Origin of the sequence: Klebsiella sp. 1SOBk10mer, assembly GCF_046602535.1 — a bacterium.
GTDB classification, from domain to species: domain Bacteria; phylum Pseudomonadota; class Gammaproteobacteria; order Enterobacterales; family Enterobacteriaceae; genus Klebsiella; species Klebsiella quasipneumoniae.
In genome coordinates, this window is sequence record NZ_JBKIUP010000001.1 from 460,669 (window position 1) to 482,598 (window position 21,930).

General features: G+C 59.1%; 20 protein-coding genes and 1 other annotated feature. Of the genes, 9 read left to right on the plus strand and 11 right to left on the minus strand.

Annotation, left to right across the window (positions count from 1 at the left end; translation table 11 throughout):
• Position 1 precedes the first annotated feature (1 nt).
• Genes wzt through wbdC form a run of 5 tightly spaced genes read left to right on the plus strand, consistent with a single transcriptional unit; the run spans position 2 to position 8,293 of the window.
• Positions 2 to 1,297 (plus strand): O9 family O-antigen export ABC transporter ATP-binding subunit, encoded by a 1,296-nt coding sequence (gene wzt, locus ACLH1I_RS02055; protein ID WP_004203600.1) that lies wholly within the window; start codon positions 2 to 4, stop codon positions 1,295 to 1,297.
• 19 nt (positions 1,298 to 1,316) lie between these two features.
• A complete protein-coding gene (locus tag ACLH1I_RS02060; RefSeq protein ID WP_017899710.1) occupies positions 1,317 to 3,443 on the plus strand; it encodes a class I SAM-dependent methyltransferase in 2,127 nt (708 codons plus the stop codon).
• Positions 3,444 to 3,453: 10 nt separating this feature from the next.
• Positions 3,454 to 5,976, plus strand: coding sequence for a polymannosyl GlcNAc-diphospho-ditrans,octacis-undecaprenol 2,3-alpha-mannosylpolymerase WbdA (wbdA, locus tag ACLH1I_RS02065; protein ID WP_017899709.1), 2,523 nt, complete (start codon positions 3,454 to 3,456; stop codon positions 5,974 to 5,976).
• A gap of 46 nt (positions 5,977 to 6,022) precedes the next feature.
• Complete coding sequence (locus ACLH1I_RS02070; protein WP_004203596.1) at positions 6,023 to 7,168, plus strand: glycosyltransferase family 4 protein; 1,146 nt, start codon at positions 6,023 to 6,025, stop codon at positions 7,166 to 7,168.
• 9 nt (positions 7,169 to 7,177) lie between these two features.
• Positions 7,178 to 8,293, plus strand: coding sequence for an N-acetyl-alpha-D-glucosaminyl-diphospho-ditrans,octacis-undecaprenol 3-alpha-mannosyltransferase WbdC (gene wbdC / locus ACLH1I_RS02075; RefSeq protein WP_049092725.1), 1,116 nt, complete (start codon positions 7,178 to 7,180; stop codon positions 8,291 to 8,293).
• A 38-nt stretch (positions 8,294 to 8,331) separates the two neighbouring features.
• Here wbdC and hisIE read toward each other — a convergent pair whose 3' ends face one another.
• The 9 genes from hisIE to hisL all read right to left on the minus strand — a co-directional run bounded on the left by hisIE (position 8,332) and on the right by hisL (position 15,568).
• On the minus strand, positions 8,332 to 8,928 hold the full coding sequence (gene hisIE / locus ACLH1I_RS02080) for a bifunctional phosphoribosyl-AMP cyclohydrolase/phosphoribosyl-ATP diphosphatase HisIE (RefSeq protein ID WP_198080120.1): 597 nt from the start codon (positions 8,926 to 8,928) through the stop codon (positions 8,332 to 8,334).
• A complete protein-coding gene (hisF, locus tag ACLH1I_RS02085) occupies positions 8,922 to 9,698 on the minus strand; it encodes an imidazole glycerol phosphate synthase subunit HisF (RefSeq protein WP_101993210.1) in 777 nt (258 codons plus the stop codon). Before hisF ends, hisIE begins: the two co-directional genes overlap by 7 nt.
• Positions 9,680 to 10,417 carry a 1-(5-phosphoribosyl)-5-[(5-phosphoribosylamino)methylideneamino]imidazole-4-carboxamide isomerase gene (hisA, locus tag ACLH1I_RS02090; protein ID WP_004200373.1) on the minus strand — a complete coding sequence of 246 codons (738 nt, stop codon included), beginning with the start codon at positions 10,415 to 10,417 and terminating at the stop codon, positions 9,680 to 9,682. Before hisA ends, hisF begins: the two co-directional genes overlap by 19 nt.
• Entirely contained in the window at positions 10,417 to 11,007 is a 591-nt protein-coding gene (gene hisH / locus ACLH1I_RS02095; protein WP_198080119.1) for an imidazole glycerol phosphate synthase subunit HisH, read from the minus strand. Before hisH ends, hisA begins: the two co-directional genes overlap by 1 nt.
• Entirely contained in the window at positions 11,007 to 12,074 is a 1,068-nt protein-coding gene (hisB, locus tag ACLH1I_RS02100) for a bifunctional histidinol-phosphatase/imidazoleglycerol-phosphate dehydratase HisB (RefSeq protein ID WP_114505975.1), read from the minus strand. The genes hisH and hisB overlap by 1 nt, the downstream gene beginning before the upstream one ends.
• The gene (gene hisC / locus ACLH1I_RS02105; protein ID WP_064183786.1) at positions 12,071 to 13,132 is read right to left on the minus strand and encodes a histidinol-phosphate transaminase; all 1,062 of its coding nucleotides are present in this window, start codon (positions 13,130 to 13,132) and stop codon (positions 12,071 to 12,073) included. Before hisC ends, hisB begins: the two co-directional genes overlap by 4 nt.
• Positions 13,129 to 14,433: a histidinol dehydrogenase gene (gene hisD / locus ACLH1I_RS02110; RefSeq protein ID WP_198080117.1), complete on the minus strand. Its 1,305-nt coding sequence runs from the start codon at positions 14,431 to 14,433 to the stop codon at positions 13,129 to 13,131. Before hisD ends, hisC begins: the two co-directional genes overlap by 4 nt.
• Positions 14,434 to 14,472: 39 nt before the next feature.
• Positions 14,473 to 15,372, minus strand: coding sequence for an ATP phosphoribosyltransferase (hisG, locus tag ACLH1I_RS02115; protein ID WP_002912152.1), 900 nt, complete (start codon positions 15,370 to 15,372; stop codon positions 14,473 to 14,475).
• 47 nt (positions 15,373 to 15,419) lie between these two features.
• Positions 15,420 to 15,542: a sequence feature (His leader region), on the minus strand.
• The gene (gene hisL, locus ACLH1I_RS02120) at positions 15,518 to 15,568 is read right to left on the minus strand and encodes a his operon leader peptide (RefSeq protein WP_004899375.1); all 51 of its coding nucleotides are present in this window, start codon (positions 15,566 to 15,568) and stop codon (positions 15,518 to 15,520) included. Its footprint overlaps the feature before it by 25 nt.
• A 175-nt stretch (positions 15,569 to 15,743) precedes the next feature.
• Here hisL and ACLH1I_RS02125 point away from each other — a divergent pair, with 175 nt between their 5' ends.
• From ACLH1I_RS02125 to plaP, 4 genes are all read left to right on the plus strand, one after another.
• Positions 15,744 to 16,568 (plus strand): SDR family oxidoreductase, encoded by an 825-nt coding sequence (locus ACLH1I_RS02125; protein WP_198080115.1) that lies wholly within the window; start codon positions 15,744 to 15,746, stop codon positions 16,566 to 16,568.
• A gap of 38 nt (positions 16,569 to 16,606) precedes the next feature.
• A complete protein-coding gene (locus ACLH1I_RS02130) occupies positions 16,607 to 17,497 on the plus strand; it encodes a LysR family transcriptional regulator (protein ID WP_198080113.1) in 891 nt (296 codons plus the stop codon).
• 236 nt (positions 17,498 to 17,733) lie between these two features.
• Positions 17,734 to 17,796 carry a membrane protein YoeI gene (yoeI, locus tag ACLH1I_RS02135; protein WP_096335043.1) on the plus strand — a complete coding sequence of 21 codons (63 nt, stop codon included), beginning with the start codon at positions 17,734 to 17,736 and terminating at the stop codon, positions 17,794 to 17,796.
• Positions 17,786 to 19,144 carry a putrescine/proton symporter PlaP gene (gene plaP, locus ACLH1I_RS02140; RefSeq protein WP_004203583.1) on the plus strand — a complete coding sequence of 453 codons (1,359 nt, stop codon included), beginning with the start codon at positions 17,786 to 17,788 and terminating at the stop codon, positions 19,142 to 19,144. Before yoeI ends, plaP begins: the two co-directional genes overlap by 11 nt.
• 851 nt (positions 19,145 to 19,995) lie before the next feature.
• On the opposite strand, the gene ACLH1I_RS02145 is transcribed toward plaP, so the two are convergent.
• Positions 19,996 to 20,511 carry a nitrogen fixation protein NifQ gene (locus ACLH1I_RS02145; protein ID WP_004203576.1) on the minus strand — a complete coding sequence of 172 codons (516 nt, stop codon included), beginning with the start codon at positions 20,509 to 20,511 and terminating at the stop codon, positions 19,996 to 19,998.
• Positions 20,511 to 21,917 (minus strand): nitrogenase cofactor biosynthesis protein NifB, encoded by a 1,407-nt coding sequence (gene nifB, locus ACLH1I_RS02150; protein WP_049003992.1) that lies wholly within the window; start codon positions 21,915 to 21,917, stop codon positions 20,511 to 20,513. Before nifB ends, ACLH1I_RS02145 begins: the two co-directional genes overlap by 1 nt.
• Positions 21,918 to 21,930 lie beyond the last annotated feature (13 nt).

The following is a 21,930-nucleotide window of genomic DNA, read 5'->3' on the forward strand; positions in this document are numbered from 1 at the left end:
CATGAGTATCAAAGTTCAGCACGTCGGCAAGGCGTATAAATATTACCCATCCAAATGGAACCGGGTCATTGAGAAACTGCTGCCGGGCGATAAGCCGCGGCACAGCAAAAAATGGGTGTTAAAAGACATCAATTTCAGCATTGAACCCGGTGAAGCGGTCGGCATTGTTGGGGTGAACGGCGCAGGTAAAAGTACGTTACTGAAGCTGCTGACTGGCACCACCCAGCCCACCAAAGGCAGCATTGAGATCCAGGGGCGCGTCGCTGCGCTGCTGGAGCTGGGCATGGGTTTCCATCCCGACTTTACCGGCCGGCAGAACGTGTATATGTCCGGGCTGATGATGGGCCTGAGCCGCGAAGAGATCGAGCGCTTAATGCCGGAGATCGAAGCCTTTGCAGATATCGGCGACTACATTGAAGAGCCGGTCCGTATCTATTCCAGTGGCATGCAAATGCGTCTGGCGTTCGCCGTGGCTACCGCTTCTCGCCCGGATATTCTGATCGTCGATGAAGCGCTCTCCGTTGGCGACTCCCGCTTTCAGGCGAAGTGCTACGCCCGCATCGCAGACTTCAAAAAGCAGGGGACCACGCTGCTGCTGGTTTCCCACAGCGCCGGGGATATCGTCAAACACTGCGACCGCGCCATCTTCCTCAAAAATGGTGACATCTGCATGGACGGCACCGCCCGTGACGTGACCAACCGTTACCTGGATGAGCTGTTTGGCAAACCTGATAAAGACAGCGCGAAGAAAAGCGAAACGGCTACCTCGTCAGCCAGTGGTGAAAGCCAGATGTCGCTCGATGAGATTGAAGATGTGTACCACACGCGACCAGGCTACCGTCCGGAAGAGTACCGCTGGGGGCAGGGGGGCGCGAAAATCATCGATTACCATATTCAGAGCGCCGGGGTTGATTTTCCGCCCTCGCTGACGGGCAATCAGCAGACAGATTTTCTGATGAAGGTCGTGTTTGAATACGATTTTGATTGCGTGGTGCCAGGCATCCTGATTAAGACCCTCGATGGCTTATTCCTCTACGGAACCAACTCTTTCCTCGCCTCAGAAGGGCGCGAGAATATTTCGGTTTCCCGCGGTGATGTTCGGGTGTTTAAATTTAGCCTTCCGGTGGATTTAAACAGTGGCGATTACCTGCTGTCATTTGGTATCTCTGCCGGCAACCCGCAGACGGATATGACGCCGCTGGACAGACGTTACGACTCCATTATTTTACATGTTACCAAGAGCATGGATTTCTGGGGTGTCATCGATCTTAAGTCGTCCTTTACTAGCTACCAATGACGTTGAGAAAAACGATTCCATGACTAAAAACTTAAACACGCTGGTTAGCGAATTACCTGAGATTTATCAAACTATTTTTGGACATCCCGAGTGGGATGGCGACGCCGCTCGCGATTGTAATCAACGTCTCGATTTGATTACCGAACAGTACGATAACTTATCCCGGGCGCTGGGCCGCCCGCTTAAAGTTCTCGATCTGGGCTGCGCTCAGGGCTTTTTCAGCCTGAGCCTGGCAAGCAAAGGCGCGACTATCGTTGGTATCGATTTCCAGCAGGAAAATATTAACGTGTGCCGCGCGCTGGCCGAAGAAAACCCCGACTTTGCCGCCGAATTCCGGGTAGGCAGAATTGAAGAGGTGATCGCCGCGCTGGAAGAGGGCGAGTTTGATCTGGCCATTGGCTTAAGCGTGTTTCATCATATTGTTCATCTTCATGGTATCGATGAAGTTAAACGTCTGCTCTCGCGCCTGGCGGATGTTACCCAGGCGGTGATCCTTGAGCTGGCGGTGAAAGAAGAACCGCTCTACTGGGGCGTTTCTCAGCCGGAAGATCCGCGCGAACTGATTGAGCAGTGCGCGTTTTATCGCCTGATTGGCGAGTTTGATACCCATTTATCCCCCGTTCCGCGCCCGATGTACCTGGTCAGCAACCACCGGGTGCTGCTCAACGATTTTAATCAGCCGTTCCAGCACTGGCAAAATCAGCCCTATGCCGGGGCCGGCCTGGCGCATAAGCGCAGCCGTCGCTACTTCTTTGGCGAAGATTATGTGTGCAAGTTTTTCTATTACGACATGCCTCACGGCATCCTGACGGCGGAAGAGAGCCAGCGTAATAAACATGAACTGCATAATGAAATAAAGTTCCTGGCGCAACCGCCAGCGGGCTTTGACGCGCCGGCATTACTGGCCCACGGCGAAAACGCCCAGTCTGGCTGGCTGGTGATGGAAAAGCTCCCGGGTAGCTTGCTGAGCGATATGCTGGCGGCCGGGGAAGAGATCGATCGTGAAAAAATCCTTGGCAGCTTGCTCCGTTCCTTAGCGGCGCTGGAGAAGCAAGGGTTCTGGCATGACGATGTACGCCCGTGGAACGTGATGGTCGATGCCCGGCAGCATGCCCGCTTAATCGACTTCGGGTCTATCGTCACCACCCCACAGGACTGCAGCTGGCCGACAAACCTTGTCCAGTCGTTCTTCGTGTTTGTGAATGAGCTGTTTGCCGAAAACAAAAACTTAAACGGTTTCTGGCGCTCGGCGCCCGTGCATCCGTTCAACCTGCCGCAGCCGTGGTCAAACTGGCTGTATGCAGTCTGGCAGGAGCCGGTTGACAGCTGGAACTTTGCTCTGCTGTTGTCGCTGTTCGACAAGAAAGCGAAACTGCCGTCAGCTGAACAGCAGCGTGGGGCGACGGAGCAGTGGATTATCGCTCAGGAAACGGTGCTGCTGGAGCTTCAGTCCCGGGTGCGCAATGAAAGTGCCGGCTCGGAGGCGATGCGTGGGGAAATCCAGGCTCTGGAGCAGCAGATCGTTCAGCTGCAGGCGGCACAGGATGCGTTAGTCGAAAAAGCGCAACAGCCAGTGGAAGTCAGCCATGAGCTGAGCTGGCTGACTGAGAATATGGCGCAGCTGACCGCGCTGCTGGAGTCGGCAAAAGCTCACGCCCAGGCTGACATTCAGCCCGAGCTGCCGCCGGAAACCGCTGAGCTCCTCCAGCGACTGGAAGCCGCGAACCGGGAGATTCACCATTTACATAACGAAAACCAGCAGCTTCGCCAGGAAATTGAAAAAATCCATCGCAGCCGTTCCTGGAGAATGACCAAGGGTTATCGTTATCTGGGACTGCAGATCCATTTGCTGAGACAGTATGGTTTCGTGCAGCGTTGTAAACATTTTATTAAGCGCGTCCTGCGCTTTGTTTTCTCGTTTATGAGAAAACATCCGCAGGTAAAACATACCGCGGTAAATGGGTTACATAAGCTGGGTCTTTATCAACCGGCATACCGTTTGTATCGTCGTATGAATCCGCTGCCGCATAGCCAGTATCAGGCTGATGCGCAGATTTTATCGCAGACTGAGCTGCAAGTGATGCATCCGGAGCTTCTACCTCCGGAGGTTTATGAAATTTATCTCAAACTAACGAAAAATAAATAAGGAGATTAACTTGCATATTTTGATTGATGTCCAGGGCTACCAGTCGGAAAGCAAATTCCGCGGTATCGGTCGCAGTACCCTGGCCATGAGCCGCGCCATTATTGAAAATGCCGGTGAGCATCGCGTCAGTATTCTGATCAATGGTATGTATCCCATTGACAATATTAATGATGTAAAAATGGCTTATCGGGACCTGCTGACGGACGAAGATATGTTCATCTTCTCCGCCGTCGCGCCAACGGCCTATTGCAATATCGATAACCACGGTCGTAGCAAAGCCGCCCAGGCGGCCCGCGATATCGCTATCGCCAATATCGCGCCTGATATTGTCTATGTTATTAGCTTCTTCGAAGGCCATGGGGATAGTTATACCGTGTCTATTCCGGCGGACAATGTGCCGTGGAAGACGGTGTGCGTATGCCACGATCTGATCCCGCTGTTAAATAAAGAACGTTATCTCGGCGACCCGAATTTCCGCGAGTTTTATATGAACAAGCTGGCGGAGTTTGAGCGGGCGGATGCGATCTTCGCTATTTCGCAGTCGGCGGCCCAGGAAGTGATCGAATATACCGACATCGCCAGCGATCGGGTATTGAACATCTCCTCGGCGGTGGGCGAAGAGTTTGCGGTGATCGATTATTCCGCTGAGCGTATTCAGTCTTTAAAAGACAAATACAGCCTGCCGGATGAGTTTATCCTAACGCTGGCGATGATCGAGCCGCGGAAAAACATTGAAGCGCTTATTCATGCTTACAGCATGCTGCCTGCCGAACTGCAGCAGCGCTATCCGATGGTGCTCGCGTATAAGGTGCATCCTGAAGATCTGGAGCGTATTCTGCGTCTGGCGGAAAGCTATGGCCTCTCCCGCAGTCAGCTTATCTTTACCGGCTTCCTGACCGACGACGATCTGATTGCCCTGTACAACCTGTGCAAACTGTTTGTGTTCCCGTCGCTGCATGAAGGTTTCGGCCTGCCGCCGCTGGAAGCGATGCGCTGCGGGGCGGCGACCTTAGGTTCAAACATTACCAGCCTGCCGGAAGTCATTGGCTGGGAAGATGCGATGTTCAATCCGCATGACGTGCAGGATATTCGCCGGGTGATGGAGAAGGCGCTGACCGATGAGGCGTTTTACCGTGAGCTGAAGGCGCATGCTCTGACGCAGTCGGCCAAATTCTCCTGGGCCAATACCGCCCATCTGGCGATCGATGGTTTCTCTCGTCTGCTGCAGTCGTCCAAAGGGGCACATGCTGGGCAGGCGGAAGGCGTGACCGCCTCGCGGATTCAGACGATGCAGAAAATTGATGCGCTGAGCGAAGTCGACCGTCTCGGTCTGGCGTGGGCCGTTGCGCGCAATGGCTTTAAGCAGCATACCCGCAAGCTGCTGGTGGACATTTCGGTTCTGGCGAAGCATGACGCGAAGACCGGGATCCAGCGCGTCTCGCGCAGTATTCTCAGCGAATTACTGAAATCCGGCGTGCCGGGTTATAAGGTTTCCGCCGTCTACTACACCCCAGGCGAGTGTTACCGCTACGCTAACCAATATCTGTCCAGTAACTTCCCGGGCGAATATGGTGCCGACGAGCCGGTGCTGTTCAGCAAAGATGATATTCTGATCGCCACCGATCTGACCGCGCATCTCTTCCCGGAGGTGGTGACGCAAATTGACAGCATGCGCGCCGCCGGGGCGTTCGCCTGCTTCGTGGTGCATGATATTTTGCCATTACGACGCCCGGAGTGGAGTATCGAAGGCATTCAGCGTGAATTCCCGATCTGGCTGTCCTGCCTCGCGGAGCATGCCGACCGGCTGATCTGCGTCTCTGCAAGCGTCGCCGAGGATGTGAAAGCGTGGATTGCGGAAAATAGCCATTGGGTGAAACCGAATCCGCTGCTGACCGTCAGCAACTTCCATCTGGGCGCCGACCTCGATGCCAGCGTACCGTCCACTGGCATGCCGGACAATGCACAGGCGCTGTTAGCCACGATGGCCGCAGCCCCGTCATTTATCATGGTGGGCACCATGGAGCCGCGCAAAGGTCACGCCCAGACGCTGGCCGCCTTCGAGGAGCTGTGGCGCGAGGGCAAAGACTACAACTTGTTTATCGTCGGCAAACAGGGCTGGAACGTTGACAGCTTGTGCGAAAAATTACGCCATCATCCTCAGCTGAACAAAAAGCTGTTCTGGTTGCAGAATATCAGCGACGAGTTTTTGGCCGAGCTATACGCTCGTTCACGGGCGCTGATCTTTGCCTCGCAGGGGGAGGGCTTTGGCCTGCCGTTGATTGAAGCGGCGCAGAAAAAGCTGCCGGTGATTATCCGCGATATCCCGGTGTTTAAAGAGATTGCTCAGGAACATGCGTGGTATTTCTCCGGGGAGGCGCCGGCTGACATTGCTAAGGCCGTCGAAGACTGGTTAGCCCTGTATGAGCAAAACGCGCATCCTCGCTCCGAAAATATCAACTGGTTAACCTGGAAGCAGAGCGCGGAATTTCTCCTGAAAAACCTGCCGATTATCGCGCCAGCCGCGAAGCAATAATCGCTATCAACAGGGCCGCCCCGGTGGCCCTTGTGATGAGTTCGTTATGAAAATTATTTTTGCTACTGAGCCAATTAAATATCCGTTAACGGGCATCGGTCGGTATTCCCTGGAACTGGTTAAGCGGCTGGCGGTTGCTCGTGAAATCGAAGAGCTGAAGCTGTTTCACGGCGCGTCGTTTATCGACCAGATCCCCCAGGTTGAGAATAAAAGCGATACCAAAGCCAGCAATCATGGTCGTCTGTCGGCGTTTCTGCGCCGCCAGCCGCTGCTGATTGAGGCGTATCGCCTGCTGCATCCGCGGCGCCAGGCGTGGGCATTGCGCGATTACAAAGACTACATTTACCATGGCCCTAACTTCTATCTGCCGCATCGCCTGGAACGCGCCGTAACCACGTTTCATGACATCTCTATATTTACCTGCCCGGAATATCATCCAAAAGATCGGGTTCGCTATATGGAGAAGTCCCTGCACGAGAGCCTGGATTCGGCAAAGCTGATCCTGACCGTCTCTGACTTCTCGCGCAGTGAAATCATCCGCCTGTTCAACTATCCGGCGGAGCGGATCGTTACCACCAAGCTGGCCTGCAGCAGCGACTATATTCCGCGCAGCCCGGCGGAGTGCCTGCCGGTCCTGCAGAAATATCAGCTGGCGTGGCAGGGCTATGCGTTGTATATCGGCACCATGGAGCCGCGTAAAAATATCCGCGGTCTGCTGCAGGCCTATCAGCTGCTGCCGATGGAGACCCGCATGCGCTACCCGCTGATCCTCAGCGGTTATCGCGGATGGGAAGACGATGTGCTGTGGCAGTTAGTCGAGCGCGGTACGCGAGAAGGGTGGATCCGTTACCTGGGCTATGTCCCGGATGAAGACCTGCCTTATCTGTACGCGGCGGCCAGAACCTTTGTTTATCCCTCCTTCTACGAGGGATTCGGTTTACCTATTCTTGAAGCGATGTCTTGCGGTGTGCCGGTAGTATGTTCCAATGTCACTTCTTTGCCTGAGGTGGTTGGCGATGCCGGCCTCGTTGCCGATCCTAATGATGTAGACGCGATTAGCGCGCATATTTTGCAGAGCCTGCAGGATGATAGCTGGCGGGAAATCGCCACCGCGCGCGGTCTTGCCCAGGCGAAACAGTTTTCGTGGGAGAACTGTACGACCCAGACCATTAACGCCTATAAATTACTCTAAGGGTGTCAGTTGAGAGTTCTACACGTCTATAAGACCTACTATCCCGATACCTACGGCGGTATTGAGCAGGTCATTTATCAGCTCAGTCAGGGCTGCGCCCGCCGGGGAATCGCAGCCGATGTTTTTACTTTTAGCCCGGACAAAGAGACAGGACCTGTCGCCTACGAAGACCATAGGGTCATTTATAATAAGCAGCTTTTTGAAATTGCCTCCACGCCGTTTTCGCTGAAAGCGTTAACGCGTTTTAAGCAGATTAAAGATGACTACGACATCATCAACTACCATTTTCCGTTTCCATTCATGGATATGTTGCATCTCTCGGCGCGGCCTGACGCCAGAACAGTGGTGACCTATCACTCGGATATTGTGAAACAAAAACGGTTAATGAAGCTGTACCAGCCGCTGCAGGAGCGATTTCTCGCCAGCGTCGACTGCATCGTCGCCTCGTCGCCCAACTACGTGGCCTCCAGCCAGACCCTGAAAAAATATCAGGATAAAACGGTGGTGATCCCGTTTGGTCTGGAGCAGCATGACGTGCAGCACGATCCGCAGCGGGTGGCGCACTGGCGGGAAACCGTCGGCGATAACTTCTTCCTCTTCGTCGGCGCTTTCCGCTACTACAAAGGGCTGCACATTCTGCTGGATGCCGCCGAGCGTAGCCGGCTGCCGGTGGTGATCGTCGGGGGCGGGCCGCTGGAGGCGGAAGTGCGGCGTGAAGCGCAGCAGCGCGGGCTGAGCAATGTGGTGTTTACCGGCATGCTCAACGACGAAGATAAATACATTCTCTTCCAGCTCTGCCGTGGCGTGGTCTTCCCCTCGCATCTGCGCTCCGAGGCGTTTGGCATTACGTTACTGGAAGGCGCGCGCTTCGCCAGGCCGCTGATCTCCTGCGAGATCGGCACCGGGACCTCGTTCATTAACCAGGACAAAGTAAATGGTTGCGTGATCCCGCCGAATGACAGTCAGGCGCTGGTGGAGGCGATGAATGAGCTCTGGCATAACGATGAAACCGCCAGCCGCTATGGCGAAAACTCGCGTCGTCGTTTTGAAGAGATGTTTACTGCCGACCATATGATTGACGCTTACGTCAATCTCTACACTACGCTGCTGGAAAGCAAATCCTGAGGCCAGCTACCCCCGCCGTTGCGGCGGGGGTCAACGCGTTAGTGCCGACTCTTCAGATTATCAATCACTTCCCCGAGATCCAGCCCCTGGTCCTGCAGCAGCACCAGCAGGTGATACATCAGGTCTGACGCCTCATTCTTCAGCTCGAAGCGGTCGTTCACCGTGGCGGCCAGCGCGGTCTCCACGCCTTCTTCTCCCACTTTCTGCGCGATGCGCTTGGTGCCGCTGGCATACAGCTTCGCCGTGTAGGAGCTCTCCGGGTCGGCGTGCTTGCGCTCGGCCAGCAGCTGCTCCAGCTGATACAGGAACAGCCACTGGTGGCCGGCGTCGCCGAAGCAGCTGGTGGTGCCTTTGTGGCAGGTCGGCCCAATCGGGTTCACCAGCACCAGCAGCGTATCGTTGTCGCAGTCCGGTGTGATGCTCACCACGTTGAGGACATTGCCCGAGGTTTCACCCTTGGTCCACAGCCGCTGTTTGGTGCGTGAGTAAAAGGTGACCTTGCCGATGGCTTCGGTTTTCTCCAGCGCGTCCTTGTTCATGTAGCCCAGCATCAGCACTTCGCCGGATACGGCGTGCTGCACGATGGCCGGCATCATGCCGTCCGTTTTTTCCCAGTCCAGCTGTTCAGTCAACATACCCTTATCTCCACGCCCTGTGTCGCCAGGTACGCTTTCAGTTCGCCAATATTAATAATCTGTTTGTGGAATACCGAGGCCGCCAGCGCGCCGTCAACGTCGGCGTCGCGGAAGGCTTCGAGGAAGTGTTCCATGGTGCCTGCGCCGCCGGAGGCGATCAGCGGCACATGGCACACCGCGCGGACCTTCGCCAGCTGCTGCAGGTCGTAGCCGTTGCGCACCCCGTCCTGGTTCATCATATTGAGGACGATCTCGCCCGCGCCGCGCTTCTGCACTTCCTCCACCCAGTCGAGGGTTTCCCACTGCGTCACCCGGGTGCGGCTCTCGTCGCCGGTGTACTGATTAACGTGATACTTGCCGGTCTGTGCATCAAACCAGGTATCAATCCCCACCACGATGCACTGCACGCCAAAGCGGTCGGCAAGGCGGGTGATCAGCGTCGGGTCGGCGAGAGCAGGGGAGTTAATCGAGATCTTATCGGCGCCGAAGGAGAGGATCTGCGCCGCGTCTTCCAGCGACTTGATCCCGCCCGCCACGCAGAAAGGAATATCGATTACTTCCGCCACCCGCGACACCCAGCTCTTGTCGACCACCCGGCCGTCGCTGGAGGCGGTGATATCATAAAACACCAGCTCGTCGGCACCTTCGTCGGCATAGCGCTTGGCCAGCGGGACGATATCGCCGATGATCTCATGATTACGGAACTGCACGCCTTTCACTACCTGGCCGTCGCGGACGTCGAGGCAGGGGATTATCCGTTTTGCCAGCATTGAATGGCCTCCGTTACGTTGAATTTGCCTTCCAGCAGCGCGCGACCGACAATCACGCCGCGCACCCCGGTGCCGCGCAGGGCGGCAATATCATTGAGATCGCCGATGCCGCCGGACGACTGAAACGCCACCTGCGGGTAGCGGGCGCAGACTTCCTCGTACAGCGAGACGTTGGAGCCCGCCAGCGTGCCGTCGCGGGAGATATCGGTGCACAGCACATGCTGCAGGCCGACCGGCAGATAGCTCTCCACCAGCTCCTCCAGGGTCACGCCGGAGTTTTCCTGCCAGCCGCTGACCGCCACCTGCTTATTGCCGTCGGCGTCGATACGCACGTCGAGGGCCAGCACCAGCCGCTCAGGGCCAAAGCGTTTAAACCAGCCTTTCACTTCCTCCGGGGATTTCACCGCAGTGGAGCCGACCACCACGCGGGCGACGCCGGCTTCAAGCAGGGCCGCGACATCCGCCTCGGTCCGCACGCCGCCGCCGACCTGCACCGGGACGTCAACGCCGGCGACCAGCGATTTCAGCAGCGGGATCTGGCGCTTCGCCGGATCCTTCGCCCCGGTCAGGTCGACCAGGTGCAGGACTTCCGCTCCCTGAGCGGCATAGGACTGCAGGCGCGGCAGCGGATCGCTGCCATAGTCGCGCTGCTGGCCATAATCGCCCTGGTGGAGACGAACGACGGTGCCGTCGATTAAATCTAAAGCAGGAATAATCATCACATCTCCAGGAAGTTTTTCAGCAGCTGCGCCCCGGCGCTCCCGGAGCGCTCCGGATGGAACTGCACGCCAAAGAAGTTATCTTTCTGCACCGCGGCGGTGAACGCCTCGCCGTAATTGCACTGGGCGATGGTGTACGGGTTGACCGGCATGGCGTAGCTGTGCACGAAGTAGAAGTAAGCCCCTTCTTCAATGCCGCGGAACAGACGATCGCCTGCTTTGGCATACACCCGGTTCCAGCCCATGTGCGGCAGCGGCAGGCCGTAGTCGGTCATCTTCGGCACCTCTTCCTCGATAATGCCCAGCAGATCGACGCCGTTGTTCTCTTCACTGCGCTTGCCGAGCAGCTGCATGCCCAGGCAAATCCCCAGCACCGGCTGGGTACAGGCTTTGATCAGGTCGATCAGTTCGCGGTTGCGCAGCTGGTCCATCGCCGCCTGGGCGGTGCCGACGCCGGGAAGAAACAGTTTATCGGCACGCAATACCACCTCCGGGTCGCGGCTGACCACCGGCTCATAGCCGTGGCGGCCAATCGCCGATTTCACCGAATTGAGGTTGGCGCACCCGGTATCAAGGATCACCACATTCATTACAGCACCCCTTTGGAAGACGGCAGGGCATCGCCCTGGACGCGGATCGCCTGGCGCAGCGTACGGCCAAAGGCTTTGAACAGGCTCTCCACGCGGTGGTGATCGTTCTTGCCCTTGGTTTTCAGGTGCAGCGTCACCGCCATGGTGTAAGAGAGCGAGCGGAAGAAGTGTTCCACCATCTCGGTGCTCAGATCGCCGACGCGCTGATAGGTGAAGTCCGCCTTATACTCCAGGTGTGGACGGCCGGAGATATCCAGCGCGCAGCGGGCGAGACACTCGTCCATCGGCAGCACGAAGCCGAAACGGTTGATGCCGCGCTTGTCGCCAAGCGCCAGCTTCAGGGCTTCGCCGAGGGCCAGGCCGGTATCTTCCACCGTGTGGTGATCGTCGATGTACAGATCGCCGCCGACGTTGACCTCCATGCGGAAGCCGCCATGGGTGGCGATTTGGTCGAGCATATGGTCAAAAAAGCCGACGCCGGTGTGGATCTTGCTGCCGCCTTCGCGGTCCAGCCACACTTTCACATCCACCTGGGTCTCTTTGGTGATGCGCTCGACGTGGGCATAGCGGTCACGGCGGGTCAGTTGCTCGCAGATGGTCGGCCAGTTCAGCGTCTCGCGGTCATAGCGCAGACCGATAATCCCCATGTTATCCGCCAGCTCAAGGTCGGTGGCCCGGTCTCCAATCACATAGCTGTGGGCTTTATCCAGTACGCCCTCTTCCAGCCACGGCAGCACCAGCTGGGTTTTCGGCTTGCGGCAGGCGCAGTTGTCGCCCGGGAAGTGCGGACAAATCAGCACTTTTTCAAAGTTAACGCCCTGCGAGGCGAAGATCTGCATCATCAGGTTGTGCGGGCCATCAAACGCCTCCTGCGGCAGGCTGTCGGTGCCCAGACCATCCTGGTTGGTGATCATCACCAGCTTATAGCCTTCCTGCTGCAGCTTCAGCAGCGCCGGGATCACCTGCGGCTCAAACGCCAGCTTGTCGAAACGGTCCACCTGGAAATCCACCGGCGGTTCGGAAATCAGGGTGCCGTCACGGTCAATAAAGAGATACTTCTGGGTCATACATTCTCCGCAGTCAAGGCGTCAATCACGCGCTGGCTCTCGGCACGGGTACCGATAGTGATACGCAAACAGCCGCTCAATGAAGGTTGTTTATTCTGGTCACGTAAGATAATGCCCTGATCCCACAAAGATTTAAACACTGCGCTGGAGGCGGTTATCCGCGCCAGGACGTAGTTGGTTTCGGAATCGAAGACCTGCTCCACGCAGGCGATGCCGCGCAGCTGTTCCACCAGGTAGCGGCGCTCGTCGAGGATCTGCGCCACGCGCTGACGCATCGCGGCGATCCCTTCCGCGCTCAGCGCCTGGGCGGCGATATCGGCCACCGGCGTGGAGAGCGGGTACGGGGCGATCACTTTCAGCAGCACGTTAATCACCTCGGCGTTGGCGAGGGTGAAGCCGCAGCGCAGGCCGGCGAGGGCGAAGGCTTTGGACAGCGTGCGCAGCACCACCAGGTGCGGGTAGTCGCTGAGCCAGCCGGCGAGCGTCGCCTGCGGGCAGAATTCAATATAGGCTTCGTCGGCTACCACGATAGCTTTGCCGCGGGTCATCTCCAGCAGGTCGCGCATCGACTGCGGGTCGATAATCTGCCCGGTCGGGTTGTTCGGGCTGCAGACGAAGACCACCTTCACCCCGCCCAGCTGCGCCTCGATGCCCGGCAGGTCGAGCTGCCAGTCGGCCAGCGTCGGCACGGTGCGGCACTCGACGCCGATGGTCTCGGCGCTGACGCTGTACATGCCGTAGGTCGGCGGGCAGTAGAGCACGGCGTCTTCGCCTGGCTCGCAGAAGGCGCGGATCAGCAGCTCAATGCCTTCGTCGGCGCCGCGGCTGACCAGCACCTGCTCCGGTTTAACCTCGGCGTAGCGGGCGTAGCTCTCAATCACCGCCTTCGGCTGCGGCTCCGGATAGCGGTTCAGCGTCTGCTCGGTCAGCTGGAAGGCCACGGCGGTGGGGAATTCGTTAGCGTTCAGCCAGACATCGCCTTTCCCGCCCAGGCGGCGAGCGGATTGATACGGGGTCAGCGCGCGAACGTTGGCGCGGGCTAAATCTTCAATGCTCATGCTTGCTCCTTCAGGGCGGCAACGCGCAGCGTTACGGCGTTTTTGTGGGCGTCAAGGCGCTCGGCGGCGGCCATAGTCTCAATCGTCGAGGCGAGGGCGGCAAAGCCGTCGCGCGACAACTCCTGCACGGTCATCCGTTTCTGGAAATCGGCCAGACCGAGGCTTGAGCAGGTGGCGGTGTAACCATAGGTCGGCAGGACGTGGTTGGTGCCCGAGGCGTAGTCGCCCGCGGATTCCGGTGACCAGTCGCCAAGGAAAACGGAACCGGCGCTGGTGATGCTATCCACCAGCTCGCGGGCCTGACGGGTCTGAATGATCAGGTGCTCCGGGCCGTACTGGTTGGAGATGGCCACGCACTGCGCCAGGTCGCGGGCCACGATGATCCGGCTGGCGGAGAGCGCCACGCGGGCGGTTTCGGCGCGCGGCAGGGCGGCCAGCTGGCGCTCCACGGCCTCGGCGACGCGGTTGCCCATCCCGGCGTCCGGGGTCAGGAGGATCACCTGCGAGTCCGGGCCGTGTTCCGCCTGCGACAGCAGGTCGGAGGCGACGAAGTCCGGGTTGGCGCCGCTGTCGGCGATCACCAGCACTTCCGACGGGCCGGCCGGCATGTCGATGGCCGCGCCGTCCAGACGCTGGCTGACCTGGCGTTTGGCCTCCGTGACGTAAGCGTTACCCGGGCCAAAGATTTTATCCACCTTCGGCACCGACTCGGTTCCGAGGGCGAGGGCGGCGATGGCCTGCGCGCCGCCGACGTTAAAGATGGTTTTCACGCCGCACAGCTGCGCGGCGTAGAGGATCTCATCGGCAATCGGCGGCGGCGAGCAGAGCACCACCTGCTGACAGCCGGCGATGCGCGCCGGCGTCGCCAGCATCAGCACCGTGGAGAACAGCGGCGCCGAGCCGCCGGGAATGTACAGCCCGACGGAGGCGATAGGGCGGGTGACCTGCTGGCAGCGCACCCCCGGCAGCGTTTCGACATCCACCGCCTGCAGCTTTTGCGCGTTGTGGAAGGTCTCGATGTTTTGCACCGCCACCGCCATCGCCTGCTTCAGCTCGTCACTGAGGCGCTCGCCGGCGGCGGCGATCTCCGCCTCGCTCACCTGCAGCGCGGCGACGGTGGTTTTATCAAACTTCGCGCTGTATTCGCGCAGCGCCGCATCGCCATTGGCTTTGACGTTATCGAGGATCTCCGCCACCGTTTTACTGATGCTGTCGGAGGCGGAAATCGCCGGGCGCGTTAAGAGTTGTCGCTGTTGGTCAGCGCTACAGCCGTTCCAGTCGATGATTGTGTTGAAGCTCATGATTGTTTTCCCCTGTGTGTCCCGTGACCGGCTGGCCGATTACTCCATCATCTTCTCAATCGGCAGCACCAGAATGGAGCTGGCTCCCAGCGCCTTCAGTTTTTCCATGGTCTCCCAGAACAGGGTTTCGCTGCTGACCATGTGCATCGCCACGCGCTGCTTGTCGCCTGCCAGCGGCAGAATGGTCGGACGCTCGGCGCCCGGCAGCAGGGCAACCACTTCCTCAAGGCGTTCGGTCGGGGCGTGCATCATGATGTATTTCGACTCGCGGGCCTGGATCACGCCCTGAATACGGGTCAGCAGGCGGTCAATCAGCTGCTGTTTGGCGTCGGCCATTTCGCCGTCGCGCTGGATCAGGCAGGCTTTGGAGCGGTAGATCACTTCCACTTCGCGCAGGCCGTTGGCTTCCAGGGTGGCGCCGGTGGAGACGAGGTCGCAAATGGCGTCGGCGAGGCCGGCGCGCGGCGCCACTTCCACGGAGCCGTTCAGCAGACAGGATTTAAAGGAGATACCTTTTTGATCGAGGTAGCGCTTCAGCAGGTGCGGGTAAGAGGTGGCGATACGTTTGCCGTCCAGCGCCGCCGGGCCGTTCCAGGCTTCATCCACCGGGGTCGCCAGCGACAGGCGGCAGCCGCCGAAGTCCAGACGGCGCAGGGTGAAATAGCGCGGGTCTTCGCCCTGGGCGCGGCGGCTGAGCAGCTCTTCTTCCAGCACGTTTTCGCCGATAATGCCGAGGTCGACAACACCGTCCATCACCAGGCCCGGGATATCGTCATCACGCACGCGCAGAATGTCGATTGGCATATTTTCCGCCAGCGCAATCAGACGCTGGGTGTGCAAATTGACTTTAATGCCGCAGCGGCTGAGTAATTCGCGTGAATCTTCGCTTAAACGGCCTGATTTCTGAATAGCTATGCGTAAACGGGTGTTGTCTAACATTGTTCTTTTCCTCTGAATACCTGTCTGAATCTGTCCGAATTTGGTCCAAAAAAAAGCCCCCGGAAGTGAATCTTCCGGGGGCTCTCTGCGCGTTCATGCACCACTGGAAGATCCAAATGTCTTCCAGCACACATCGCCTGAAAGACTAGTCAGGATGATGGTGATGATGGTGGTGTTTAAATTGAACGCGGTTCATAAAATTCTCTGTGAATGACTATGCATTTGATGTCCTTTAACCTAAACCACTTCCGCCGCAGAAAGCAAGGGCTTTTTTCTATCATTAATTCATTTCACATTGAGCGAAGAAATTGTCAGTTGCCGCTGGCTGGCGTAGCCTGTAATCAGCACAGCGAAAGAGTCAGGAGCCTGGGATGAAAAAGGTCGCGATAGTCGGTTTGGGATGGCTGGGGATGCCGCTGGCGCTGTCGTTGACGGCGCGAGGCTGGCAGGTCACCGGCAGTAAAACCACGCAGGATGGCGTGGAGGCGGCGCGGATGTGCGGGATCGACAGCTATCCGCTGCGCCTGGAGCCGCAGCTGGTCTGTGATACCGAGGACCTCGACGCGCTGATGAACGTCGATGCGCTGGTGATCACGCTGCCGGCCCGGCGGACCGGCGCGGGGGAAGGGTTTTATCTGCAGGCGGTGCAGGAGATCGTCGATACCGCGCTGGCGTACCATATTCCGCGGATCGTCTTCACCAGCTCCACCTCGGTGTATGGCAACGTCAACGGCACGGTGAAAGAGAACTCCCCGCGCCTGCCGGAGACCGCCAGCGGGCAGGTGCTCAAGGAGCTGGAAGACTGGCTGCACAACCTGCCGGGGACGTCGGTGGATATTCTGCGCCTGGCCGGGCTGGTGGGGCCGTCCCGTCATCCGGGACGTTTTTTCGCCGGCAAGTCGGCGCCGGATGGCCAGCATGTGGTCAATCTGGTGCATTTGCAGGATGTGGTGGCCGCCATCGAACTGCTGCTGCAGGCTCCGAAGGGCGGGCACATCTATAATCTATGTGCGCCCCGCCATCCGGCACGCGGCCTCTTTTATCTGCAGATGGCCCGCGAGCTGGGGCTGCCGCCGCCGGTGTTCAGCGACAGCCCGGACGGCGGCCAGGGCAAGATTGTGGATGGCAATCGAATCTGCAATGAGCTGGGGTTTGAGTACCAGTACCCCGATCCGCTGGTGATGCCGATGGAGTGATTCGCCAGCGGTGATTCGCATACCGTAAGGGGGTAGCGATGAAACCACTGCTGGATGTCCTCGTGATCCTCGACGCACTGGAAAAAGAGGGGAGCTTTGCCGCGGCGTCGGCAAGGCTCTTTAAAACGCCCTCGGCGCTGAGCTACACCATTCACCGGCTGGAAAGCGATCTCAATATTCAGCTGCTTGACCGCAGCGGTCACCGCGCGCGCTTTACCCCCACCGGACAGATGCTGCTGGAGAAAGGACGGGAAGTGCTGCATATCGCCCGCGAACTGGAGATCCGGGCGGTTAAGCTGCAGCAGGGGTGGGAGCATACCCTCCGCCTGGCGGTGGACAGCACCTTTCCCGTGGCGCAACTCTCGCCGCTGATCGCCGCATTTTATCAACAGCAGCCGCTGACCCGGCTGCACTTCACGCTGAACCCCTCGCTGCTGGACTGGCGGCCGCTGACTGAAGGGCAGGCCGATCTCCTGCTGGGGGCGCTCGGCGAGCCGCCGCCGCTGAGCGGCTATGATTATCTTCCCCTTGGCGAGCTGGATCTGGAGCTGGTGGTCTCCCAGCAGCATCCTCTGGCGGAGCGTCGCGCCCCGTTGAGCTGGCGAACTCTGCGTCGTTACCGCGCGGTCGCCACCGGCGAGGGCGGGGCGCTGCTCGGCGATCAGGAGACCCTGACGGTATGTGACGTTACGGGTCAGCTGGCGCTGCTGCGCATGGGGCTGGGGTGGGGCTGCCTGCCGCGTTACCAGGTGCAGGGGCTGCTGGAGAGCGGCGAACTGGTCAGCTTGACCGTGCGCGGGCAGTCGCCTCGTCAGCACGCGTGGATCGCCTGGAATGACGCTACCTGCGGTTTGGCTGGCAAATGGTGGCGGGATACGCTATTAGCAAATAGTGCTATTTTTACAATTTATCATATGGAAACCGTATAGATATTAGCACGTTAAAAAATATGCTTACGCAATGAACTTCATAACATCTTGTCAACGCCGTTGAATTTGTTGCAAAATATGCGGCCTGAAAACCAGAGACTAGCCGACGCTTTTTTTAAAGTGTCGGTTATTTTTTTGGTCGAAAGACACATCATTCAATACCAAGAGGCCGGGCTTCGTACCGGATAGATATTTACTAAAAACCGACAGTCGTTGTCGCTGAGGAATAGAAAGAAATGGGGCAATTTTTTGCTTACGCGCTGGCGTTCACCGTAAAAGGGGATAACTATGTCGCATAACGCTACTCCAAATACCTCTCGCGTGGAATTACGTAAAACACTTACGCTAGTTCCGGTTGTAATGATGGGCCTGGCCTATATGCAGCCGATGACGCTGTTCGATACGTTTGGTATCGTCTCTGGTATGACCGACGGTCACGTGCCGACGGCCTACGCCTTTGCGTTAATCGCTATCCTGTTTACTGCGCTGAGCTACGGCAAGCTGGTACGTCGTTACCCGTCCGCCGGCTCGGCGTATACCTATGCGCAGAAATCCATCAGCCCGACCGTTGGCTTTATGGTGGGTTGGTCCTCGCTGCTCGACTACCTGTTCGCGCCGATGATCAACATTCTGCTGGCGAAAATCTATTTTGAAGCGCTGGTGCCTTCGATTCCGTCGTGGGTGTTTGTTATCGCGCTGGTCGCCTTTATGACCGCCTTTAACTTGCGCAGCATTAAATCCGTGGCCAACTTCAACACCGTGATCGTGGTGCTGCAGGTGGTGCTGATTGCCGTGATCCTCGGCATGGTGATTTATGGCGTGTTTGGCGGCGAAGGCGCCGGTACGCTGGCCAGCAGTCGTCCGTTCTGGTCCGGTGACGCGCACGTGATCCCGATGATTACCGGGGCGACGATCCTGTGCTTCTCGTTTACCGGCTTCGACGGCATCAGCAACCTGTCTGAAGAGACCAAAGATGCAGAGCGCGTCATTCCGCGCGCGATCTTCCTGACCGCGCTGATCGGCGGCCTGATCTTCATCTTTGCCACCTACTTCCTGCAGCTGTACTTCCCGGATATCTCGCGCTTCAAAGATCCGGATGCGTCACAGCCGGAAATTATGCTCTACGTGGCAGGTAAAGCCTTCCAGGTGGGCGCGCTGATCTTCTCCACCATCACCGTACTGGCTTCCGGTATGGCGGCGCACGCTGGCGTGGCGCGTCTGATGTACGTGATGGGTCGTGACGGCGTGTTCCCGAAAAGCTTCTTCGGCTACGTCCACCCGACCTGGCGCACTCCGGCGATGAACATCATCCTGGTCGGCGCTATTGCCCTGCTGGCGATTAACTTCGACCTGGTGATGGCGACGGCGCTGATTAACTTTGGTGCGCTGGTTGCGTTTACCTTTGTTAACCTGTCGGTAATTTCGCAGTTCTGGATCCGTGAGAAACGCAACAAGACGCTGAAAGACCACTTCCAGTATCTGTTCCTGCCGATGTGCGGCGCCCTGACCGTCGGCGCGCTGTGGGTCAACCTGGAAGAGAGCTCGATGATTCTGGGCCTGATCTGGGCCGGTATCGGTCTGGTCTATCTGGCCTGCGTGACCAAAAGCTTCCGCAACCCCGTGCCGCAGTACGAAGACGTGGCGTAAGGCGTAGCGTGATGTGAATGAGAAAAGCCGGAGGGAAACCTCCGGCTTTTTTTCGTTTGGCCCGGTGCTATATCTTTTGCCCGGCGGCGCTGCGCTTGCCGGGCCTGGGGTATATAAGCTGACGGGAGGCCTCCGTAGGCCGGGTCAGGCGCAGCCGCCACCCGGCACAAAAGCGGCTCCGCGCCCGCTGCCCTTGCCCGGCAATATGTTGGCCACGGAAACGACTGCCGGACGGTTCCCTCTCCCCCCGGGAGAGGGTTAGGGTGAGGGAAAGCACTGCTGGGAAGTCTTTTATGTTATCTGTGGCTTCAGCGGGCATTGCGCTCCCGGTAAGTCTTCTGCGTTATGTCTCTCATGGCGCAGGGAGCGCACAGGGGGCGGCCAGTCGCCGCCGCCCCCTGTACCCCCGGGATCCGGCCAGCAAAATCGCCGCTACGCGGTACCTTCGACTTATCCCTGCAGGCTTCGGGTCGGGCCGAGGCAGCGTCCGTGCAAAACACGGCCCTCAGCCCGCATCCATGCGGGCTGCCCCGGCCTTCCGGGAACGTCTCAGCGATTTTGAGGCCGCCAGCACCGGCAGTTTCAGTCACGCAAGTGGGTAAATCAAGGACAGGTCGCACGAACCCTGTAGGCCGGGTAAGGCGCCAGCCGCCACCCGGCACAAAAGCGGCTCCGCGGCCGCTACCCTTGCCCGGCGGCGCTGCGCTTGCCGGGCCTACGGTAATGAATAACCTTCTGATATATAAATGGCTTTGTAGGCCGGGTAAGCGAAGCGCCACCCGGCAGATATTCGCGTAAAGCGGTAAAACAGAAGCAGTATTGGGTTAGCGGTCAGGACACCTGCGGGTTGTTTATTGCGGCGGCGGTTCGAAGCAGAGGCTGCGCTCCAGGCACTCGTCGCAGCTCGGCGAGCGGCAGACGATCTCCCCCTGCGACTGCAGGCAGCGCTGGCGATAAAAGAACTTTTTCCAGCGCATATGGTGGACGTTCTGCGCCACCAGCTGCGGAAAGCAGTCGCGCATCAGCCGGCCCAGTTCCGCCCGCGAATCCAGACCCAGATCCTCCCACAGATGATTAAACGCCAGCGCCGCCCCGGCGACGATCGGCGCCATCGGTTCGGCTCCCGGCGCCATCCACTCCGCCAGCCACCGCGCCAGCTGGCGGCGCTCTTCGTCGCGGGTGGCATTCAGCTCCGTCATCAGCCGGCGGCGGCTCAGCGCCTCGCTGTCCAGCGGCGTCGCCATCTCACCCAACCGCTGCTGCAGGGCCAGCCACGCCTCGACGCTCAGACCCATCCGCAGCGGAAAGCAGCCTTTTCCGGCGTGATACAGTCGCCACAGGCGGGTCAACCAGTCAACCGGCGCCATCAGGCGACCCCCTGACGCAGACGCGATGCCGCCAGGCTCTGTCGCCGCCGCTGCCACCAGGCGGGCAGCACCTCGGCGACCGACCGCCACGCGCCGTCCACCTGCGGCTCAATGCCCTGTCGCTCGAGCTGTTGCCATGGCGTATGGCCGATACGCACGCAGAACACCGCTTTCACGTCGGCTAGCAGCGCGAGGAGCGCCGCCAGTCTGGCCTCGTTCTCCTGCGGTTCGCACTCCCCCGCGCCGCGGCAATATTTCGGCGTAAAGCGCTCGCCTACCAGCACCATGCCGGCGGCCGACAGGCTGTAGATCGAGAAGCGGTCGGCATGGCCAAAATGACAATCAATCACCTCGCCGCGGCTGGAGGCTACCGCCACCAGACAGGCGTCATCCGCCTCCGACTCTCCCCGGGTGGCGAGGCTGGCATGAAGTTCGGCGCGTTGGTGGAGGATGGGTAGCCAGTCGGGGAGGCTGTCCGGGTCCGGAAGCTGGGTAAACTGCTGGCTGCGATCTTCGCCCAGCATGCCGATGGCGTCGGCGCGGCACTGGTGGCAGTGGGTCATCTGCGGCATCGCTGCCCCGCACTGGCTGCGGATCGCGGCGAGCATCCCGGCGTCTGGCTCTGGCTGGCCGTTGAGGCCAAAGACCGTGCCGTGCTCCGGTCTGGCAATCAGCGGCATAATATTGTGAATAAACGCGCCGCTTTCCCGCAAACAACGGCTGACCTCGGCCATGCCGCTGTCGTTGATCCCCGGGATCAGCACCGAGTTTATCTTGACCAGCACCCCGGCGTTGGTTAGCCTGCGGACCCCCTCCAGCTGGCGGGCTATCAGGATCTCCCCGGCTTCCCGGCCGCGGTAGCGTTCGCCGTCGAGCCACAGCCAGGCGTAGATTTGCCCGGCGATCTCGGCATCCAGAGTGTTGATGGTCACCGTAACGTGATCCACGCCGACCTCCAGCAGGCGATCCACCGCGTCGGGCAGCATCAGCCCGTTGGTCGACAGGCATAATTTCAGGTCCGGAAGCTGGTCGCGGACCAGCTCCAGGGTGCGGAAGGTGCGGGTCATATTGGCCAGCGGATCGCCGGGCCCGGCAATGCCAACCACCGACAGCTGCGGAATGGCCTGGGCCACCTGGCGCACTTTCAGCACCGCCTGCTCGGGGGTCAGCAGCGTCGATGACACCCCGGGGCGGGATTCATTGCTGCAGTCGAATTTACGGTTGCAGTAGTTGCACTGCAGATTGCAGGCCGGGGCGACCGGGAGATGCATCCGGGCGAAACGGTGGTGCCCGCTGCGGGAGTAGCAGGGGTGCGCGGCGACCTTATCGGCCACTCGCGGCGCTAACGCGCTGGCGTCCGCCGACTGACAGGCGTTGCCGCCGGAAAAAGAAGAGCAGGAAGTCATGGTCGTACCTTCT

What these genes read in the sequence shown, in the direction of transcription:
- wzt (WP_004203600.1), top strand. Translation starts at nt 2, where the DNA reads ATGAGTATCAAAGTTCAGCACGTCGGCAAGGCGTATAAATATTACCCA.
- ACLH1I_RS02060 (WP_017899710.1), top strand. Translation starts at nt 1,317, where the DNA reads ATGACTAAAAACTTAAACACGCTGGTTAGCGAATTACCTGAGATTTAT.
- ACLH1I_RS02070 (WP_004203596.1), top strand. Translation starts at nt 6,023, where the DNA reads ATGAAAATTATTTTTGCTACTGAGCCAATTAAATATCCGTTAACGGGC.
- hisIE (WP_198080120.1), bottom strand. Translation starts at nt 8,928, where the DNA reads ATGTTGACTGAACAGCTGGACTGGGAAAAAACGGACGGCATGATGCCG.
- hisF (WP_101993210.1), bottom strand. Translation starts at nt 9,698, where the DNA reads ATGCTGGCAAAACGGATAATCCCCTGCCTCGACGTCCGCGACGGCCAG.
- hisA (WP_004200373.1), bottom strand. Translation starts at nt 10,417, where the DNA reads ATGATTATTCCTGCTTTAGATTTAATCGACGGCACCGTCGTTCGTCTC.
- hisH (WP_198080119.1), bottom strand. Translation starts at nt 11,007, where the DNA reads ATGAATGTGGTGATCCTTGATACCGGGTGCGCCAACCTCAATTCGGTG.
- hisB (WP_114505975.1), bottom strand. Translation starts at nt 12,074, where the DNA reads ATGACCCAGAAGTATCTCTTTATTGACCGTGACGGCACCCTGATTTCC.
- hisC (WP_064183786.1), bottom strand. Translation starts at nt 13,132, where the DNA reads ATGAGCATTGAAGATTTAGCCCGCGCCAACGTTCGCGCGCTGACCCCG.
- hisD (WP_198080117.1), bottom strand. Translation starts at nt 14,433, where the DNA reads ATGAGCTTCAACACAATCATCGACTGGAACGGCTGTAGCGCTGACCAA.
- hisG (WP_002912152.1), bottom strand. Translation starts at nt 15,372, where the DNA reads ATGTTAGACAACACCCGTTTACGCATAGCTATTCAGAAATCAGGCCGT.
- ACLH1I_RS02125 (WP_198080115.1), top strand. Translation starts at nt 15,744, where the DNA reads ATGAAAAAGGTCGCGATAGTCGGTTTGGGATGGCTGGGGATGCCGCTG.
- ACLH1I_RS02130 (WP_198080113.1), top strand. Translation starts at nt 16,607, where the DNA reads ATGAAACCACTGCTGGATGTCCTCGTGATCCTCGACGCACTGGAAAAA.
- plaP (WP_004203583.1), top strand. Translation starts at nt 17,786, where the DNA reads ATGTCGCATAACGCTACTCCAAATACCTCTCGCGTGGAATTACGTAAA.
- ACLH1I_RS02145 (WP_004203576.1), bottom strand. Translation starts at nt 20,511, where the DNA reads ATGGCGCCGGTTGACTGGTTGACCCGCCTGTGGCGACTGTATCACGCC.
- nifB (WP_049003992.1), bottom strand. Translation starts at nt 21,917, where the DNA reads ATGACTTCCTGCTCTTCTTTTTCCGGCGGCAACGCCTGTCAGTCGGCG.